The organism is Paenibacillus cellulosilyticus (genome assembly GCF_003182255.1).
GTDB lineage: Bacteria > Bacillota > Bacilli > Paenibacillales > Paenibacillaceae > Paenibacillus_T > Paenibacillus_T cellulosilyticus.
On the sequence record NZ_QGTQ01000052.1, the window covers coordinates 1 to 19131 of the forward strand.

General features: G+C 51.7%; 12 protein-coding genes. 9 read left to right on the forward strand and 3 right to left on the reverse strand.

The features are described 5' to 3' along the window. Window positions 1-227 precede the first annotated feature (227 nt). A complete protein-coding gene (manA, locus tag DFQ01_RS30255; RefSeq protein ID WP_110047641.1) occupies window positions 228-1175 on the reverse strand; it encodes a mannose-6-phosphate isomerase, class I in 948 nt (315 codons plus the stop codon). Between the two features lie 75 nt (window positions 1176-1250). After that, a complete protein-coding gene (locus DFQ01_RS30260) occupies window positions 1251-2165 on the reverse strand; it encodes an ROK family protein (protein WP_110047632.1) in 915 nt (304 codons plus the stop codon). Between the two features lie 103 nt (window positions 2166-2268). Here DFQ01_RS30260 and DFQ01_RS30265 point away from each other — a divergent pair, with 103 nt between their 5' ends. The 5 genes from DFQ01_RS30265 to DFQ01_RS31835 all read left to right on the forward strand — a co-directional run bounded on the left by DFQ01_RS30265 (window position 2269) and on the right by DFQ01_RS31835 (window position 11596). Beyond that, the gene (locus tag DFQ01_RS30265) at window positions 2269-3291 is read left to right on the forward strand and encodes a LacI family DNA-binding transcriptional regulator (protein WP_110047633.1); all 1023 of its coding nucleotides are present in this window, start codon (window positions 2269-2271) and stop codon (window positions 3289-3291) included. 263 nt (window positions 3292-3554) lie between these two features. After that, entirely contained in the window at window positions 3555-5426 is a 1872-nt protein-coding gene (locus tag DFQ01_RS30270) for a cache domain-containing sensor histidine kinase (protein WP_245946950.1), read from the forward strand. A 39-nt stretch (window positions 5427-5465) separates the two neighbouring features. Then, window positions 5466-6524, forward strand: a complete 1059-nt coding sequence (locus tag DFQ01_RS30275; protein ID WP_110047634.1) for a LacI family DNA-binding transcriptional regulator — start codon at window positions 5466-5468, stop codon at window positions 6522-6524. A 54-nt stretch (window positions 6525-6578) separates the two neighbouring features. Further along, window positions 6579-7331, forward strand: a complete 753-nt coding sequence (locus tag DFQ01_RS30280; protein ID WP_110047635.1) for a response regulator transcription factor — start codon at window positions 6579-6581, stop codon at window positions 7329-7331. A 551-nt stretch (window positions 7332-7882) separates the two neighbouring features. After that, on the forward strand, window positions 7883-11596 hold the full coding sequence (locus tag DFQ01_RS31835) for a cellulase family glycosylhydrolase (protein ID WP_174812820.1): 3714 nt from the start codon (window positions 7883-7885) through the stop codon (window positions 11594-11596). Window positions 11597-12265: 669 nt separating this feature from the next. Here DFQ01_RS31835 and arfA read toward each other — a convergent pair. Beyond that, a complete protein-coding gene (gene arfA, locus DFQ01_RS30290) occupies window positions 12266-13780 on the reverse strand; it encodes an arabinosylfuranosidase ArfA (protein WP_110047636.1) in 1515 nt (504 codons plus the stop codon). A gap of 145 nt (window positions 13781-13925) precedes the next feature. Here arfA and DFQ01_RS30295 point away from each other — a divergent pair, with 145 nt between their 5' ends. From DFQ01_RS30295 to DFQ01_RS30310, 4 genes are all read left to right on the forward strand, one after another. Next, window positions 13926-14828: an ArsR/SmtB family transcription factor gene (locus DFQ01_RS30295; protein WP_110047637.1), complete on the forward strand. Its 903-nt coding sequence runs from the start codon at window positions 13926-13928 to the stop codon at window positions 14826-14828. A 381-nt stretch (window positions 14829-15209) separates the two neighbouring features. Continuing rightward, on the forward strand, window positions 15210-16175 hold the full coding sequence (locus DFQ01_RS30300) for an ABC transporter permease (protein ID WP_110047638.1): 966 nt from the start codon (window positions 15210-15212) through the stop codon (window positions 16173-16175). An 11-nt stretch (window positions 16176-16186) separates the two neighbouring features. Further along, a complete protein-coding gene (locus tag DFQ01_RS30305; protein ID WP_110047639.1) occupies window positions 16187-17068 on the forward strand; it encodes a carbohydrate ABC transporter permease in 882 nt (293 codons plus the stop codon). Between the two features lie 233 nt (window positions 17069-17301). Then, window positions 17302-18927: an extracellular solute-binding protein gene (locus DFQ01_RS30310; RefSeq protein WP_110047640.1), complete on the forward strand. Its 1626-nt coding sequence runs from the start codon at window positions 17302-17304 to the stop codon at window positions 18925-18927. The last annotated feature ends 204 nt before the right edge of the window (window positions 18928-19131 follow it).

The window sequence follows — 19131 nt, forward strand, 5'->3', positions numbered from 1 at the left end:
GATGGGTATTAGGACATTGATCCGTTCAACCCCCATCATACGAGGCGCTCCTTTTTTTGTCCAAGCTCAATTCTTAGACTCTACAGGAATGTTTAGCGCATAAAAACGTGCATTTGGAGCTGAATAAGCCCCATGGCAACCGTGAGAGACTCGCTACTGCCGCCCCAACCGTCAACCGTCAACCGTCAACCGTCAACCATCAACCATCAACCATCAACCGTCAAACGTTACTCGTTCGAAACGATCAGTTGCAGCTTGCCTTCGAGCTCATACGAGTCGAAGCCGACAGGGAGGATGAAGTGTGTGCCCTTCGGCAGCTCATAGCTCTGGCCGTCTGCGCGAAGCACGCCGCTGCCGTCGATGACGCTGAGGATTTTATACTTTTGCTCGCCGCCTCGCAACTGCGCTGTGCCGTCTACATCCCATTTCTCAACAGTAAAGAAGTCATTGGAGACGAAAGTCGTAACGGCGAGCCCTTCGGCTTGGCGCGTGTTGTAGCTGCCTGCTACATAAGCTTGCGGAATCGTCGTTACGTCGATCGCCTTCTCCAGATGCAGCTCGCGCAGGTTGCCGTCTTTGTCGCGACGATCGTAGTCGTATACGCGGTACGTCGTATCGGAGCTTTGCTGTGTTTCAAGTACGACAACACCGCGACCGAGCGCATGAATCGTGCCGCTTGGTACGTAGAAGAAATCGCCGGATTTGACCGGAATGGAAGTCAGCAGGTCATTCCACTTGCCCTCTTGAATCAGCTGAACCAATTGTTCCTTCGAATGTGCTTCATGGCCGTAAATAATCGATGCGCCTGGTTCAGCGTCAACGATGTACCAGCATTCCGTCTTGCCTAGCTCGCCGTTCTCGTGAACACCAGCATACGCATCGTCGGGATGCACCTGTACGGATAGGTCATCAGAAGCGTCAAGCAGCTTCGTCAGAAGCGGGAAGACGGCGGACTTAGAAGCGAACAACTCGGGATGAGCGCTCCACAGGTCGCCAAGCTTCATGCCCGCATAAGGGCCATTGTTTACGACGCTCTGGCCGTTTGGATGTGCGGATACCGCCCAGCATTCGCCAGTTGTGTTGCTTGGAATCTCGTATTGGAACAGTTCATTCAGCTTCGTGCCGCCCCAGATACGCTCTTGAAAGACGGGCTGTAGGAAGATTGGTTGATTCAAATTCATCGTATATCAAACTCCTTATTTGAGGTCGTTCAAAAAGTCCAGCTGAAAATCGAACTTTTTGAACACGTACTATTTGTAATCGATATGAATGAGAGCAGCTGCGCCAATTAGGCCTGCATCCTGCGACAGTGCAGCGGGAACAACACGTGTCCGGCGTCCGGACGGATTAAGCGCATGTTTCTGAATATAGTCCGTAACCGCATCGAACAATGGCGCACCTACTTGCGAAACGCCGCCGCCGATAATCACAAGCTCAGGGTCGAGCGTATTGATCATCGTTACGCAGCCGACGCCGATATAACGGAACACACGATCAATTAGTTCCTTCACTTCAGCGTTCTCGCCGCTGAATGCGAGGTCGAATGCTTCCTTCGAGCTGATTTCCCTGCCGACAAGCTCGCTCGCCATTCGAGCGATGGCCGTACCGGAAGCAATAAACTCGAGACAGCCTTTCTGCCCGCAAGGGCAGGTGCCGACGGATGGATCAATGACAATATGACCAATGTCGCCAGCGTTGCCAGTTGCGCCTGTAAGTAGTTTACCATGGCTGAAGATGCCTGCACCAATCCCTGTACTTACCGTTATGAATACAAAATGGTCCGTCTCCCGTCCGGCACCGACCCAACGCTCCGCTAGTGCGGCGGCGGTTGCGTCGTTCTCGAAGGTGATCGGCACGCTGAAATATCGTTTCATCGAGTCAACGATCGGGAAGCCCCACCATTCTCGTAGGTTCGGCGGCTCGGCGATAATGCCTTTTTTCGTATCGAGCGGTCCTGGGGCGCCAATTCCGATGCCTTTCAGCGACGAAGCGGAAAAACCTGCGTCACCGATCAGTTTATTTACCGCTGCAGCAATTTCATCCACCATATGCGAAGGCTCAGAGCCGGTCGGTAGTGCGGTCTTCGCCAGCACTTGTCCGTTCGAATCGATTAGCCCGATCGCGGTTTTTGTTCCTCCAATGTCAATGCCAACTGCGTATTGCAAGGTTATGTCCTCCTTAATCATCTGCTTGACAAACTTGACAAATATTTAATTTGTAAAGTAAAGTTGCAACTAGTCTATCATGTGCGGGAAGGATTGAAAAGAGATGGCTAGGAAAAAGAAAGTGTCGATGCAGGACATCGCCGATCATCTCGATATTTCGAAAAATGCGGTGTCGCTCGCTCTTCAGAACAAGCAGGGCGTTAGCGCCGACATGCGCAACAAAATCATTGAGGCTGCCAAGCAATTAGGCTATGGCCCATATGGGGATCAACCCGCCGCTGGCGGCACCGTCTTAGTTCTTGTACCAGAACGAATCATGGGCTATGAGGATAACGAGCACTTCAAGTTTTTCCACGATATGATCTGGGGCTTGGAGAAGAGTATTCGCGCAAGAGGCTTGAACGCTGTCATTGCACCGATTGATGCGGAGATGGAAGCGGGGCTTATGCTGCCGCGGCACTGTACGGAACTCCTATACCGTGGAATCATATTGTTCGGCATTGTCGATCGTGCTTACGCTGAAGTTGTATGGGAGCTGGATGTACCGCTTGTGATGCTCGATTCGTACCATTCGGGACTGCCTTGTCCAGTCGTTGCTTCGGATAATGTCGAGGGTGCCCACGAGGCGGTATCCGTGTTGATTGGGGCAGGCCACCGCGATATCGGCTTTATTGGGCCTGCGAACTTGACGTCCAGCCATCAGGAGCGCTGGTTCGGCTATTGGAGAGCGATGACGGAGAACGGCCTGCCCATTGAAACGGAGAAGGTGATGGCTTCGTCGGTAGGTTTCCAAGATACGAAGGCGGAGCTGGGAACATTCATTGACGGGTTGAAGCAGCTGCCGACGGCCTTCTTCTGTGGCAATGACCGTATTGCATACTTGCTTGCAAGCCAGCTTCGCAGCAGGGGCATTCGTGTGCCGGAGGACGTCTCGATCGTTGGCTTCGATGATTTGAAATACGAGGAATCGGAAGGGCTCCAGCTAACAACGATGCGAGTCGAGAAGGCGCGGCTGTGCAGCGCTGCGATCGATATGCTGCTGAAGACGGAAGGTAAGTTCAGAGAGACGCTCCGCCACTATATCCGGCCTACACTCATCATGCGAGACTCTGTTCGCGAATGTTAGCAAGCTCGCTCGATTAACGATGCTAACATGTGATAACAAACAAGTGCGGAAGCTAACATTTTGTCGTATAATGGGGGCAACATTCGACGTTCGGTTGTCAGCACCAAGAAGGTTGGATGAAGCGGGGAATGAGGATCGGAGCGTAGTGAAGTGCTGCGTGAGAACCGAAAGTTCCTGCCGAATGCAAGTTTCGAAGCCGAAAATACTTCTTAGGTTGCTTCGTGATCACAAGCGGACACCTTTGTTAGGACGGAAGGACTAGGATGATGAACGTAAGACGCTGGATCGGATCGGCGTGGTCCAAGCTGATGGACATGCCTATGGAGCGCAAGCTGCTGTTCGTGTTTCTGGTCATCATTATTTTGCCGCTGACATTCATTGGGTACGTCTCGTATTCGAATTACACGAATTCGATTGAGAAGACGACGATGTCGTATTCGGCGAACTTAATGACGGCGATGATGGAGCGAACGGATGATTATATCGACGATATGATGCGAATCTCGTCTATTCCAGCCTACCAGGCAGAGATTAAGCAGAATCTCATTCGATCCAATACGTATTATGGCGAGCGCCAGCCTGCCAATGGCGGCGACAAGGTACAGGAGGATTTGAACCAAGTGCTATTAATTCAGCGCGGGATTCAGTCGTCTGTCAAATTCATCAACAACATGAAGCGTGGAGCGAACGTTGTTTATATTTTCGATGAATACGGGAATGGCTACTACTCGACGGAATCCGGGGCTGTCCGGATGGACTTGGAGCAGAGCTACAACCAATGGAAGGAGCTGTCGGCGAATTCAGGCGGGAAGGCGATATTGCTGGGCACAGAGGCGTATACGAGTATTCTCAACAGCAAGAAATATGCTTTTACCGTCGTTCGCAAAATATTGGACGATGCCACGCTGCAGCCGATCGGACTGATCGCCGTCGATACCGATATCGGGATTATCGAGGGTCAGATGGTGGAGATGGACAAGCTGACGCAGGGCATTTCCTTCATCGTCGACGAGAATGGCGGCATCATCTATGACAGCGACAAGCAGCATCACGCCAAGTCGATCGTACAAGCACCTGAACTGCTGCATACGAGTGAAGGAAGCGGCAGCTTCTATGCCACCGTCGACGGTGTGGAACAGCTAGTCATGTATACGACTTCGCCGAATACGCATTGGAAGCTGTTCGTGCTCATCCCCGAGCGAGAGCTCAAGAGCGACTCGATCCGTATTCGGAACGTGACGTGGGCGGCGACCTTCGTCTCGATCGCGCTGGCCCTGCTCATTTCGACCCTATTATCATATGCATTAACGAAGCCTTTGCGGAAAATGATGCGTCTCATGCGCACCGTACAAGAGGGCGATTTCTCCGTTCAGTTTCCGGTTAAGCGGCGCGACGAGACGGGTCAGCTTGGTCATCAATTCAACCGGATGATCGTTCGAATCGACCAGCTCATCAAGGAAATCTATGAGATGGAGACGAAGAAGAATGAGGCGGAGATGTTTGCGCTGCAGACGCAGATCAACCCGCATTTTATGTATAACACGCTGGAGACAATCCGTATGGTTGCGGAGCTGAACGATGATGAGGCGGCATCCGACATGCTGTTCGTGTTCGGTAAGCTTCTCCGTTACAGCATCGGTGAGGTGCGGGAGAAGACGGTTATTGAGGCGGAGTTGGAGCATGTGCGCAACTACGTCGAGATGCTCAATTATCGGTATCCGAATCGATTCGATCTGCGCATTGAAGCGGACGAATCGTATTGGCAAATTCCAACGCTCAAGCTGCTGCTGCAGCCAATCGTCGAGAATGCCATTTATCATGGACTGGACGATCGAAAAGCGATTATGCGGATAGTCATTCGAGTTGATCAGACGGATCAGTTCATGCTGATCCATGTAATCGACGACGGTCTGGGCATGACGCCGGAGACACGGGAGCGGCTCAATTTATCTTTTGCAGGCGTAGACGTCAGCAGGCCGAGTCGGGGAGGCATCGGACTGCGGAACGTATGTGAGCGCATCAAGCTGCACTATGGACATCGTTACGGCATGCAGGTGCTGGAGGGACCGGAGGGCGGCACGGAAGTTGTGCTGAGACTGCCGCTGTCACAGCCCGACACAATGAGCGACGAATAGGATGTTCACATACATTTATAGGAGACGGGGGATCGTAGCGTGACGAAAAAAGTAACGATGCAGCAAATCGCAGACCATCTGGGCGTGTCCAAATATGTAGTCTCCAAAGCGCTCTCCGGCAAGAAGGGCGTTAGCGAGGCGACCAAGGAGCGCGTCATCCAGGTCTCGTCACAGCTGGGATACTTCGCCCAGAACAGCGGTTACGTGAAGCCGATTAAGCTGGGGCGGGAAGAGGAAGAGAAGCCGAACGCCGATATTCGTCAGTCCGTCCTCGTCCTGATGCCGAATATCCGATTTCAGACACGGGACTCGTTGTATTGGGGACGTATTCTGGATGGGATCTCGAAACGTTTGGAAGACAAGGGCATTGGCATGGTGATCGTGATGGAGCAAAATGCGGAGACCTTCATGCATTTGCTGAAGCCGGAAGGCATACTCGGTATGATCGGTGTCGGCGAGATTGCTTCTTCCATGCTGCTGGAGATTCATCGATTAGGCGTGACGATGGTGCTCGTCGATCATGAGGATCCGTTAATCCCGTCGGATACGCTGTTCGCTAACAACTATGACTGCATGTACCGTCTGACGAAGCATCTCATCGGCATCGGGCATCGAACGATTGGGTTTGTTGGCAATCAACGCTACTCGCGCAGCTTCTTCGACCGCTGGAGCGGCTTCCGCAGTGCAATGGAGGAGTACGAACTATGGAGCGGGGAAGAGCATTTGACCCAGTTGGACAACATGGAGCATTACGATGAGCCGATTAAACAGTGGCTGCTTCGCCGGAAGAAGCTGCGCACGCTTCCAACGGCTCTTGTATGCGCGAACGATTCGCTTGCGCTTGACGCGTCCAAAGCGGCCCTTGAGTTAGGCCTGTCCGTTCCTGATGATCTATCGATAACAGGATTCGATAACATCGACGATTCGGTTCGCCATTCGCCGCCGCTTACGACGGTTAACGTGCCGAAGGAATCGCTTGGTGCAAGAGCCGTCGACAAGCTGCTGGACCGGATCGACCGTTCGAAGGAGCCATTGGAGAAAATATTAATCGCGGGCGAAGTGATCTACCGGCAATCGATCACGAGCATCAAGCAATAGCGCGCGTTATTTCGATCTATGAACCGAAGAAGGTGACCTTAACTGTTAAAGGTTATGATTGTCGACGATGAGGAAGTCATCTGTCAAGGCTTAATCAAAATTTTAACGAAGCTCATTCCGAACCTGGAAGTGCTCGGCGCGTATCATAACGGCGCGGTCGCTTGGGACCATTTTGCACAATTAAGTCAGCAGGGGCTGGACGTTGTCATTACCGATATTAAGATGCCATTCATGGATGGCATTGAGCTGATCCGGAAGATTCGCGAGAGTGAGTCGAAGGTAGACATTATTGTGCTAAGCGGATTCGATGAGTTCGAATATGCACGGGCGGCACTGCGTAACGGGGTAAGGGACTATTTGCTTAAGCCGATCGACAAGGCCCAGCTGCAGAAGGCGCTGCAGGCGATAGAGACTTCGCGTCGCGAAGCGGATCTGTTGAAGCAGGACACGGAGCAGCCGCTGCAGGACCGGGAGCATCATGCGGTCGAGATGGTGAAGGATGTGCTGAAGAAAACGTACGATCAGCCATTCGAGCTGGAGAAGCTGGCGCAGTCGACAGGGATGCAGAGCAATTATCTCAGCCGGCTGTTCAAGCATCAGACGAATATAACGATTACCGATTACTTGATCCAGCTGCGTATTGAGAAGGCGAAGGAGCTGCTCAGCGGAAATCCCTCTCTGCGTAACTATGAGATCGCGCAGCAGGTTGGCTACCATGATCCCGTCTATTTCAACAAGCTGTTCAAGAAGATCGTTGGCATTACGCCTAAGGATTATAAAAGCAAAAGATGGCCTGGAGCGGAATGAGCGCTTTGGGCTTTTTTTTGTTGTGCCGCAGCTTGTTATGAAGTGAATAGGTAGGACTAAATTTAGGAGGTTGGGAAGTGTTTGTTAGTATAACAAACGATAACAATGATCATCTGATTAGGTATCTGGTAATAGGAGGCAGGTCGTTGGTTTACGTTGGAAAACAGTATACCGTAGTAGGGCTCGATCCGCATGCTTACTTCATTTAGGACTTTATGGCTTGCAAGGTGCAAGGGGTGGAGTGTTAGTATTGTTATCTTTGTTATTTAAAGTATTGACATATAATACTAACGAATATTATATTTTATTTCGTAAAGAACGTCGAATGATTTCGCGCTCAACAGCATGTTAAGTCCTCCGCAGATGTCCCCACCTTACTACGTTCGCCATCATGTTCAGACCCATCGGGTACGATTCCAATTTCAATAATTTAAAGCGCTTTCAATCGATCGTTCGATTATTGAAGGGAGTGGTGCCTCTGTAAGCTCACGACTTGGTGCATGACTAGTCTCAAGTAAGCTGCATGGTTTAACCATTTCAGGAGGGTGATTATGAGAAAGCTGTTAGCGTTTGTGATGATGATTAGTTTGTTGGTTAGCGGATTGTTGATTCCGGCAAAGGCGAGTGCGGCGACGAATCTCGCGCTTAACAAGGCAGCGGCTTCAAGCTCGAATGAGGATAGCGGCAAGACCGCTGCCTTGGCATTCGACGGCAGCAGCTCCACGCGTTGGTCCTCAGTTTATTCGGATCCGCAGTGGATTAGCGTCGATCTTGGTTCGGCAGCTGCGATTAGCGGCGTTATGTTGAACTGGGAGGTTGCTTACGGCAAGGCGTATCAAATTCAGACGTCGCTCGATAACAGCACATGGACGACGGTCTATTCAACGACAACTGGGGATGGCGGCATTGATAATACCTCCTTCTCTTCGCAAAATGCGCGGTATGTTCGGATGTACGGTACGCAGCGTGGAACGAGTTATGGGTACTCGCTGTGGGACTTCGAAGTGTACGCAGCTGGCGATTCGACAACCAATCCGGTTGATCCCGCAATTGTTTCTGGCAAAGTGTATACGCTTACAGCTGCCCACAGCGGTAAAAACCTTGACGTGGACGGCGGCTCCACCGCTGACGGCGCAAACGTGCAGCAGTGGTCGGATAACGGGAAAGCACAGCAGCAGTGGAAGATTGTTGATGTCGGCAGTGGCTACTACAAGCTGCTTGCGCAATCGTCAGGCAAAGCGCTGGAAGTGGCAGGCGGCGCGACGAACGATGGTGCAAACGTGCAGCAGTGGACGGACAATGGGCAGTCGAATCAGCAATGGCAAATTATCAGCGTCGGCAGCGGCTGCTATAAGCTGATCTCGCGTGCCAGCGGCAAAGCGCTCGACGTCGTTGGCGGCTATACGAACGATGGCGCGAATGTGCAGCAGTGGACGGACAACGGGAACGCGCAGCAGAAGTGGAAGCTCACAGAGGTAACGGCGCAGGCCGGAGATACGACGGCACCTACGGCACCAACGAGCCTTGCTAGCAGCGCGAAGACGGATACGACTGTTAGCCTAACCTGGACGGCATCGACTGACAATGTAGGGGTAACGGGTTATGACATATATAACGGTTCAACGAAGGTTGGTACGAGCACTACATCGAGCTATACGGCAACTGGATTGACTGCGAGTACGACATATGGCTTCACGGTGAAGGCGTATGATGCAGCTGGCAACGTATCGGCGGCGAGCAGTGTGCTGAGCGTAACGACGAATGCGCCAGCAGCGGCGAGCACAGGCTTTTATATTAAAGGCACGACTCTATATGATGCGAATGGCAACCCGTTCGTCATGCGCGGCATCAACCATGCGTACACCTGGTACAAGGGACAAGAGTCGGTGGCCATTCCAGCAATTGCGAAGACCGGTGCCAATACGGTTCGCATCGTACTAGCAGATGGACAGCAGTGGACGAAGGACAGCTTGTCCGCCATCCAGAATCTCATTACGTTGTGTGAGCAGAACAAGCTGATCGCGATTGTGGAGGTTCATGACGGAACGGGCTCCGACAGCCAGACGGTGCTGGACAATATCGCGAACTATTGGATCGAGATGAAGAGCGCCCTCATTGGCAAAGAGAAGACGGTCATTCTGAACATCGCGAATGAATGGTACGGCACATGGAACGGCGCGAATTGGGCTGCGGGCTACAAGTCAGTTATTCCGAAGCTTCGCAATGCGGGCATCAACAATACGATCATGGTCGACGCCGCAGGCTGGGGGCAGTATCCGCAGTCGATCGCAGATTATGGTACCGATGTATTCAATGCCGATCCGCAGAAAAATACGATGTTCTCGATCCACATGTACGAATATGCAGGCGCAAACGCCGCAACGGTCAAATCGAACATCGATAGCGTGTTGAACAAAGGCCTCGCAGTCGTCATCGGCGAATTCGGCATTAAGCATACGAATGGCGACGTCGACGAAGCGACCATCATGAGCTACAGCCAAGAGAAGGGCGTTGGCTATCTCGGCTGGTCTTGGAAGGGCAATGGCTCCGGCCTCGAATACCTCGACATGTCCAATGACTGGGCAGGCACAAGCTACACGGAGCAGGGCAATGCTATCATTAACGGCACGAACGGCATTAAGGCAACGTCCAAGCTCGCAACGGTATTCAGCAGCGGCGGTTCGACAGATACGCAAGCGCCAACAGCTCCAACGAATCTTAGTGGGACGGCGTCAATTTATTCAACAGCAGCACTCTCGTGGACGGGCTCCACAGACAATGTGGGTGTAACGGGTTATAACATTTACCAAGACGGCGAGCTGGTCGCAATCAGCACGACTACGAGCTATACGGTAACCGGTTTGAAAGCAAAACGGACATACAGCTTCACTGTACGGGCGATAGATGCGGCGGGCAATCAGTCGACGGCGAGCGGTGCCATATCGATAACGACGCCAGACAGCAATGATACGACCTCGCCAACGGCTCCATCAAGCTTGAAGGTTGTGCCATCCATCACGACAGCGAGCCTGACGTGGACGGATTCTACCGATAATATCGGCATAGCTGGCTATAACGTCTATGCCAACGGTACGCTCATCGGAACGAGTGCGGCAGCAAGCTATAATGCAACTGGCTTAACAGCAAGCACAGCCTATACGTTTACGGTAAAGGCATTCGATGATGCAGGGAATCTCTCGGCTGCCAGCAACGCTGTGAGTGTAACAACAGGTGACCCCAGCCAGATTCAAGCGATTGATCCGGGCATTATGGATAATTACTCGACTTGGTATGTCGGTATCAATGGCGCAGATAAGCCAGCGATTTCAACCGTTGCGAAGCTGACGACGCTTGATAATGGCGGGTTGAATATGACGTTCAATCTGCAGACGGAGAACTATCCGAGCTTCCAGCTCGATCCTTCGCCAGCTCAGAACTGGAGCGCATACACGAATATGAGCCTGATCGTGACGAATCCCAATGCGGTGGAACTCCAGCTTCAGTCGATCGTGAAGGACGGCGATTGGAAATGGATTGAGCTAGGCAAATACGTATCCATTCCGGCGAAAAGCACGGTGCTGATCAACGTACCATTGACGGATTTGGAGAATAAAAACGTCAATCGGATTATTTTGCGCGTACAAGGCGGAGGCGGCGGATTCGCAGGCAGTATCCAGCTGCACACGGTCAGCTTCGATCTGGCAGCAGATGCTTATGCGTCGACGATCGCGGAGATGAACCGTCCGAAGTCGGCCAGCTTCTACACGTGGGCGTTTACGGACTCTGCTTTCACCGGCAATGTGTCGGCGGGTTTGAATGGGGAAACGGTTTTCGTCAACTATGCCTCCACGCTTAGCTCAACGGTTGCGGCAGGTGTTGGAACGGAGACGAAGCCGGGCCTTGGAACAGGCGAGGATTGGACGAAGTATGCGAGCCTCTCTTGCACACTCACGAATACAGGGACAACGGCCATACACGTATCCCTTGTGCTGCGGACTGGCGGCGGCTGGACCTGGCAGGAGACAGGCGGTAAGGTCACAGGCGATACGGCAGTCGAGCGCATTATTGCGCCCGGACAATCGGTGGATGTCGTCTACAGCTTCGGCGATCTGATCTGGAAATCAGCGCTGACGGGCTGGGTGAATAACGCGGCGCTGGCGACACAGGCGGATGTACGAGGCGTTGAATTCAAGGTGTATGCGGGAGCGAACGAGACGGTATCGGCGGGCACACTGAATATCACGAACTTCAAGTTGAATTTCTAGGCTTAAACGAAGTTTAACCGACGACGTCTGACCGTGCACTGCGTCGCACAAGAACAAATAAGAGTGGTGGCACCACAACTAGCACCGTGTCACCACCCAATAAAGAGCCGCGTTCCAAGTTTAAGTGTGGCTGAGCCACCCTTAAACGACCGCAAACCTCTCACAAGGCTATTTAAGAGTGGTGCCGCTACACTTAGCAGTGTGTCACCAACCAATAAAGAGCCGCGTTCCATGATTAAGCGCGGTTAAACCACCCTTAAACGCCCACAAACTTCTCACATGACCATTTAAGAGTGGTGCCACTACACTTAGCAGCGTGTCACCAACCAATAAAGAGCTGCGTTCCAGGTTTAAGAATCGAAAAAATGAAGATTGCTGCAAAAGCGCAGGAATTCGAAACGGCTGCGGCACCTTGTGCCGCAAGCCTGCGAATATGCAGGAATCTCGACGTTTGGATCGATACCGCAGCTAGTCAGGTCTTAAAACCTGCAGATTTGAAGGTATTTGACCGACTTAGTCTGTTTACATGCTTAAAAGCTGAATCACCATTTTTATTATCGTTCATTCGTGTGCAGTGTGAGGGGCTAACTGGCCTCCCAGACAAGTGAAAGAGGGAACGGGATGCAAGCATCCCATTCCCTCTTTCTTCTATTATATAGAAACTTCGTATTAGCCTCGTTTCGTCTGCAGACGAATGACGTTCCACGATGCGCGGCCGAGTACGGCAGATACTTTGCCTTGGTCAGTCGTCGTCTGTCCCCCAGTACGTGGCAGGACGCGGTTAGGGTCTGCCTTCGTGTTAGCAGCCATCAGATCATCGCTCTCCATGACGATGTGCTCGATCAAGCGGAGCTCGTTGCCGAAGCTGCGAACGTCAACGTTCAGCTCCATCGACTCTTCGAGATGACGGTTGACGGCGAAGATCGTCAGCTGGCCGGATTCCTCATCATATACGCTGACCGATTCCAGGTAAGGAACATCCGTGAAGTCCTTCGAATCATATTTGTCCGATTGGTCGTTCGACAGCAGCACCGTGCCGCGGCCGAAGTTCGAAGCGTGCATGAACGGATAGTACGTCGTCTGAATCCAGAGATCGCCGCCCGTATCGGTCATGATTGGTGCGATCGTGTTGATGAGCTGCGCGAGGCAGGCCATTTTCACACGGTCAGCGTTTTTCAGAATCGTAATGATGTAGCAGCCAACAGCAAGCGCGTCTGCATGCGTGTATACATCTTCGAATTCTGGTGGTGCGATCTGCCAACGCTCATCTGCGCGGCTCGATCCGATCGAGTTCCACACATTCCATTCGTCAAGCGACAGCATGATCTTCTTCTTGGAACGCTTCTTCGCTTGAATGTAATCGGCGATCGAAGCTACGCTGCTGATGAACGCATCCAGATCGAGCGAGCTGGCAAGGAAGTTCGCCGTATTATTGTTGTTATTGTTGTAGTACGCATGCAGCGACAGGAAGTCGACCTGTTCGTAGCACAAATCAAGTACGGTAGCTTCCCATTCCGCGAACGTGGACATGCTGCGGGAGGAGCTGCCGCATGCAACGAGCTCGATCGAAGGGTCAACCCAGCGCATAACTTTAGCAGTCTCGTTCGCAAGACGACCGTATTCGTATGCTGTCTTAGCACCGATCTGCCAAGGACCGTCCATTTCGTTGCCAAGGCACCATGTTTTGAAGTTATGAGGGTCACGATAGCCGTGCGAGACGCGCAGGTCACTCCAATAAGTGCCGGATGGGTGATTGCAGTACTCGATGAGATTGCGTGCTGCATCGATGCCGCGCGTACCAAGGTTAACTGCCATCATTACTTCCGTACCTGCGAGCTTCGCCCAGTCAGCGAATTCGTTCGTGCCGACTTCATTCGTCTCCGTTGTCCACCAAGCGAGCTCGAGCAGACGTTTCCGCTCCGACTTCGGACCAACGCCATCCTCCCAGTTGTAGCCGGATACGAAGTTGCCGCCTGGATAGCGGATGATTGGGACATTAAGTGCACGGATCGCTTCCAGTGCATCTTGACGGAAGCCGTTAGCATCCGCTGTTGGATGGCCCGGTTCATAGATGCCGCCATACACAGCCCGTCCTAAGTGTTCGATGAAAGAGCCATATACGCGTGGGTCTACGGCAGCCACGGTGAAGTTTTTATCAATAAGCATGCTGGAACGAATTGCCATTGTTAATTCCTCCAATATAGGATTAAGTTAGAATCGAATTCAGTAAGCGTTGCCAATCTATAATATTCGTATCATAATAAGGATATCATGCACAATCTTATTTTTTAGGATTCACATAATACGAAATTCAATAGGGGGGTAAATCATGCAGCTAACTACGAATACAGATTCGCTGCGCGTCTATGAGGCATTGGCCAGTGAGGTTCGGTTGGCGATTATCGATAAATTGTTCGAACGGGAACGGCATGTGAAGGAGCTGGCAGCCGAGCTTTACTTAAGCAACGCTGTGGTTAGCGGCCATATTCGGAAGCTGGAGGAGGCTGGCGTCGTCGGGAGCAAAATGAAACGGGTAGACGGCGGAACGTACAAGTACTGCTACGTGAAGACGGAGTTCATGCAGATCAAGCTGTCGCCGGATGCGCCGGCTTCGCTTAGTGTGCGGGAGCTGTCCATTCCAATCGGTCATTACACCGACTATGAAGCGATTCCGACCTGCGGCATCGCAACAACGAAAGCGATGGTTGGTCAATACGACCAACCGGTCTGCTTCATGGACCCGGAGCGGGTGAACGCGGGTATTCTGTGGTTCGCTAGAGGATGGGTCGAGTACAAAATCCCGAACTACCTGTACAAAGACCAGCGTCTGCATGAGATCGAAATTTCGCTTGAGATCGGATCAGAGGCGCCGCGAGTGAACGAGCATTGGCCTTCGGATATTCGCTTCTATTTCAACAATAAGCTGCTTGGTGTCTGGACGAGTCCGGGCGATTTCGGGAAAACAAGAGGCCGATTAACGCCGGAATGGTGGCAGTCCGATGTGAACCAATATGGATTGCTGAAGGTGCTCAGAATTAAAGAGTCCGGCACGTATGTAGATGGGTTGAAGGTGTCCGATGTTGGACTGCTTGATATTGATACAAGCGCAATCAACTGGACGTTCCGAATCGCAGCGGAGGATACCGGCCGAGGTAGGGGCGGACTTACGCTGTATGGCCGAAGCTTCGGCAATTACGATCAAGACCTCATCTTTCGCAGCTACTACACGTAAGGCAGCGAAACCTAGACGGCTGTCCGCATCTTTCCATGCGAGGCAGCCTTTTCTTATGTTGGGATAGACGCAGCATCATAAGGGATGAACCGATTTCAACCGATTAACCTGATTCAGATTGCACGCCTCGCAGGCGCTTTTTTCTCTCCCAATCGCCTATTCGAGCCTCGATAATATTCCCTTAATAACCCATTCTTAATGCGGCCGAATGCACGTCCGCTAGCTTGTCATCTCATCCCGCCAAACCCCGCAAACCCAGTCGTACCAAGGCTTTCGGAATTGGGTTAGCACCGTGGGAAAAGAGTCTATTGTCCGGCCCGCCGCACTCTCCGTATAGTTTGGGTATTCGATCCGAGAACGCCACAGAGAGAAGGGATGCGCATGGAACAAAGCTCAACGACAACTAGCTCGGTAACAACGTCGACGAAGCCTCAAGTCGTTAAGCGCCGACCGGCAACAGGCATATGGAAAGACCATCAATTATACTTCCTGCTTATTTTGCCGATTGCCTACTTTATTTTATTCAAATATGTACCGATGTACGGTGCGGCCATCGCCTTTCAAGATTACAGCATTTTCAAAGGCGTAACGGGCAGCGAGTGGATCGGGTTCGAGAACTTCCGAGAGCTGTTCGCGATGAGTCAGTTCTATGAAGTAGTGCGGAATACGCTGCTGCTGAACCTGCTCGATCTCGTATTCTCGTTCCCTGCACCGATCATTCTCGCGCTGCTGCTCAACGAACTGCGAGTGATGTGGTTTAAGAAAACCGCGCAGACGCTGCTGTATTTGCCCCATTTTTTATCGTGGATCATTATCGGCGGTCTCGTGTATCAGATGTTCTCCAACAACGGCGGTCTGGTGAACAACCTGATCACCTCGCTGGGCTTCGATTCGGTACCTTTCCTAACAGAGAAGAACCACTGGCTGCTCGTCTACTTAGGGACAGGTATCTGGCAAAGCGCCGGCTGGGGAACGATCATCTATCTCGCAGCGCTGACGGGCATCAACAAGGAGCTGTATGAAGCATCAGAGGTAGATGGGGCGGGTCGACTGAAAAAAATGTGGCATATTACGCTGCCAGGCATTCGCTCCACTATCGTTGTCATGCTCATCATGCAGCTGGGCCATATTATGACGATCGGTTTCGAACGGCCATTCGTCATGGGTAACGATCTCGTCAAAGACTATTCCGAGGTTATTAGTACATTCGTCTACAAAGCAGGTCTGCAATCCGCGCAATTCTCGCTCGCAACAGCGATGGGCTTGTTCCAAGCACTCGTCGGACTCTTGTTCGTCGTCGTGTCCAATGCGATCGCGAAGAAGTTCGGAGAACAAGGAATATGGTAGGGGGCAGGGGGATGACCAACAACAAGGCGCTTACGAAAATTCGGGTATCCGACATCGTCATCATGCTGATTGTAGGCGTGGCAATGCTCATCTGCCTCGTGCCGTTCCTTCACATCATTGCCGTATCGCTTAGCTCGAAGCAGGAAATTATGTCCGATCGCGTTACGATTTTTCCACGGGGCCTCGATTGGCATGCATATGAGATTGTGTTCCAGGATTCCAGAATGCTCTGGTCGATGGGGCTTACGATTATGCTGACGGTCGCTTTCACCGCGCTCAGTATGGTGATGAGCATCTTCGCCGCTTATCCGCTGACCAAGGAGCATCTCAAGGGCCGTTCCTTCTTCATGATGCTGATCGTCTTCACGATGTTTTTCAGCGGCGGCCTCATCCCGGAATATTTGCTGGTCAAGCAGCTTGGATTGTTAGATAATTTATTCTCGCTCATCCTTCCGGGCATGATCAGCGCGTTCAACTTGATTATTCTAAGATCTTTCTTCTCGACGATTCCGGCCAGTCTGGAAGAGTCGGCTCACTTAGATGGCAGCTCGCATATCGGCACCTTGCTTCGGATCGTGCTGCCGCTGTCGATGCCGGTATTGGCAACGCTCAGCTTGTTCTATGCGGTAACGAGATGGAACGGATTTATGGATGCGCTCTTCTATATTACGAACTCGGAGCTGTATCCGATCCAGCTGAAGCTGTATCAAGTCGTCATGAACAGTATGGTGACGGATCTTACCGCACAGGAAGGCGCAGTGCAGATGGATGTTGTTCCGGAGAGCATTAAGGCAGCAAGCATTATGTTCGCCACAGCTCCAATTCTCATCGTGTATCCTTGGCTGCAGCGCTATTTTGTATCCGGTATCATGATTGGTGCCGTTAAAGGTTAATAGGGATTGGTTGATCCTCCTGTCTGCAGCAGGGGTGAAACATATAGAAATATTTCGAAATGTACATTTTTCAGCACCGAGAAGGTTGTATGAACCCGAAGAAGGAGGAACGGAGTTTAGGTTGGGCCTAAATGAGTACCGGACTTCGAGGGTGGATGCAAGATTCGATGTCGAATAACAACCAGTTCAGCTTCGTGATCAAAAATGTATTTTACTGAAAAGGGGATCTGTATATGCAAGCAAAGCCTAAGAAATGGATCGCAGCTTCGGCTGCAGCAGTGCTGCTCGCTGGTGTTGTATCGGCCTGCGGAAGCTCCAATGAGGATTCGTCTTCGAGCTCTACGACTTCTTCCTCCGAAGGTGCGGCAAGCAATACAAGCGGCAAGCAAGTTACCCTGAAAGTTGAAGTATTCGATCGCGGGAATGCGCCGGCAGGAGCGGGCCCGGTAACCGACAACTATTGGACGCAGTGGATTCAGAAGAACTTCGGCGACCCGAACAACATTAAGCTGGAATTCGTCCCAGTGCCGCGTAACCAAGAGGTCGACAAGCTGAATGTGCTGATGGCAACGGGCGATGCACCGGATATTGTATTTACTTACGACATGAACACCATCTACAATTACATCAAAGATGACGGCTTGGCCGACCTGACCGAGCTGGTTGGGAATGCACCGAATTTGAAAAAATATTTGGGCGACGACGTACTGTCCTATGGCGTCTTCAGCGGCAAACAGTACACGATTCCAGCGAAACGGACGCTGCAATTCACGCAGTCCTCGTATATTCGCAAGGATTGGCTCGACAAGCTGGGCCTGTCGGTACCGACAACGACACAGCAATTCTATGATACAATGAAAGCGTTTAAAGAGAAGGACCCGGGCCAAGTCGGCAGCAAGCTGATCCCTTATGATTTCAGTGCGCTTAACGGCTCGAACATTACAAGTCCATTCGTATTGGTGAACTCCTTCGTTAACGGAATGTCGGAAGAAGACCGTTATGTATATATGTCCAGCAACAATACCATTCCGGAGCTGCTCAAGCCGGGCTACAAGGATGGCGTGAAGTTCCTCAACAACATGTATCAAGAGGGTCTTATCAACCCAGACTTCGCGCTGGATAAGGACGGAAAGCAATTCGAGAGCGACGTCGCTAACGGATATGTAGGCGCTTTCACGGCGCTGGCGGCTCATGCGAACCTGATGGCGCCGGGCAAAGTGTTCGATACGCTGAAGCAGAACATTGCTGGCGCTGAATACGTTGCGATGGATCCTTTCACGGATACAGAAGGCAAGACGCCGAAAGCGATCTACGATCCAATCGGTGCGCACATTATGATTCCGAAGACGAGCAAGCACGCAGCTGAAGCGATCAAATACTTGGACTGGATGGCGCAATCGGACGTTCTGTTCACGCTTCAGAACGGGATCGAAGGCCAGCACTATACATTGGAGAACGGCTTCCCGAAAGCGATCACGACGGACGAAGCGAAGAAGACGTTCTATAACAACAGCGATATCGCGATTATTTCGAACGGCAAGGAATTCGGCTCGGAGGACAAGAACATCGAGGCGACAGGCTATCAATACCCAGGGTATGAAGAGCTCGCGAAGCAGACGATTCGCAACGCGCTGAAGGATGGTTATACGATGCCGCGCTTCGACCATCCGATCGATTCGGAGATCAAGTACGGCACAACGCTGAAGGATAAAGCGACGGAAATTCTCGTAAAGAGCATCATTGCGAAGCCGGATCAATTCAGCACGATTTATGACACAGGCATCCAAGAGTATTTGAAAATCGGCGGTCAAGCCGTTCAGGACGAACGCCGCGCTGCTTATGAAGCAATGAAGAAATAACGGTATCCTACCGGACAAATCCCATCTCATCCATGGGGTTTGTCCATATTTCATAAACAAGAAGGATGGGGTAGATGAAGGTCAATAACAGCTACATAATGCGGATGCTTTGGTCATATCCCCGTCAAGTAGACAATTAAAAAAGAGGTAAATTATGCGGCGATTGCTTCCCTGAATTCAACAGGAGAGCGGTCGCCTAGTTTT

Bases quoted from the DNA above. Each gene is read 5' to 3' on its own strand.
- arfA (WP_110047636.1), bottom strand. From the start codon at position 13,780: ATGGCAATTCGTTCCAGCATGCTTATTGATAAAAACTTCACCGTGGCT.
- DFQ01_RS30295 (WP_110047637.1), top strand. From the start codon at position 13,926: ATGCAGCTAACTACGAATACAGATTCGCTGCGCGTCTATGAGGCATTG.
- DFQ01_RS30310 (WP_110047640.1), top strand. From the start codon at position 17,302: ATGCAAGCAAAGCCTAAGAAATGGATCGCAGCTTCGGCTGCAGCAGTG.
- DFQ01_RS30305 (WP_110047639.1), top strand. From the start codon at position 16,187: ATGACCAACAACAAGGCGCTTACGAAAATTCGGGTATCCGACATCGTC.
- DFQ01_RS30265 (WP_110047633.1), top strand. From the start codon at position 2,269: ATGGCTAGGAAAAAGAAAGTGTCGATGCAGGACATCGCCGATCATCTC.
- DFQ01_RS31835 (WP_174812820.1), top strand. From the start codon at position 7,883: ATGAGAAAGCTGTTAGCGTTTGTGATGATGATTAGTTTGTTGGTTAGC.
- DFQ01_RS30300 (WP_110047638.1), top strand. From the start codon at position 15,210: ATGGAACAAAGCTCAACGACAACTAGCTCGGTAACAACGTCGACGAAG.
- DFQ01_RS30270 (WP_245946950.1), top strand. From the start codon at position 3,555: ATGATGAACGTAAGACGCTGGATCGGATCGGCGTGGTCCAAGCTGATG.
- DFQ01_RS30280 (WP_110047635.1), top strand. From the start codon at position 6,579: ATGATTGTCGACGATGAGGAAGTCATCTGTCAAGGCTTAATCAAAATT.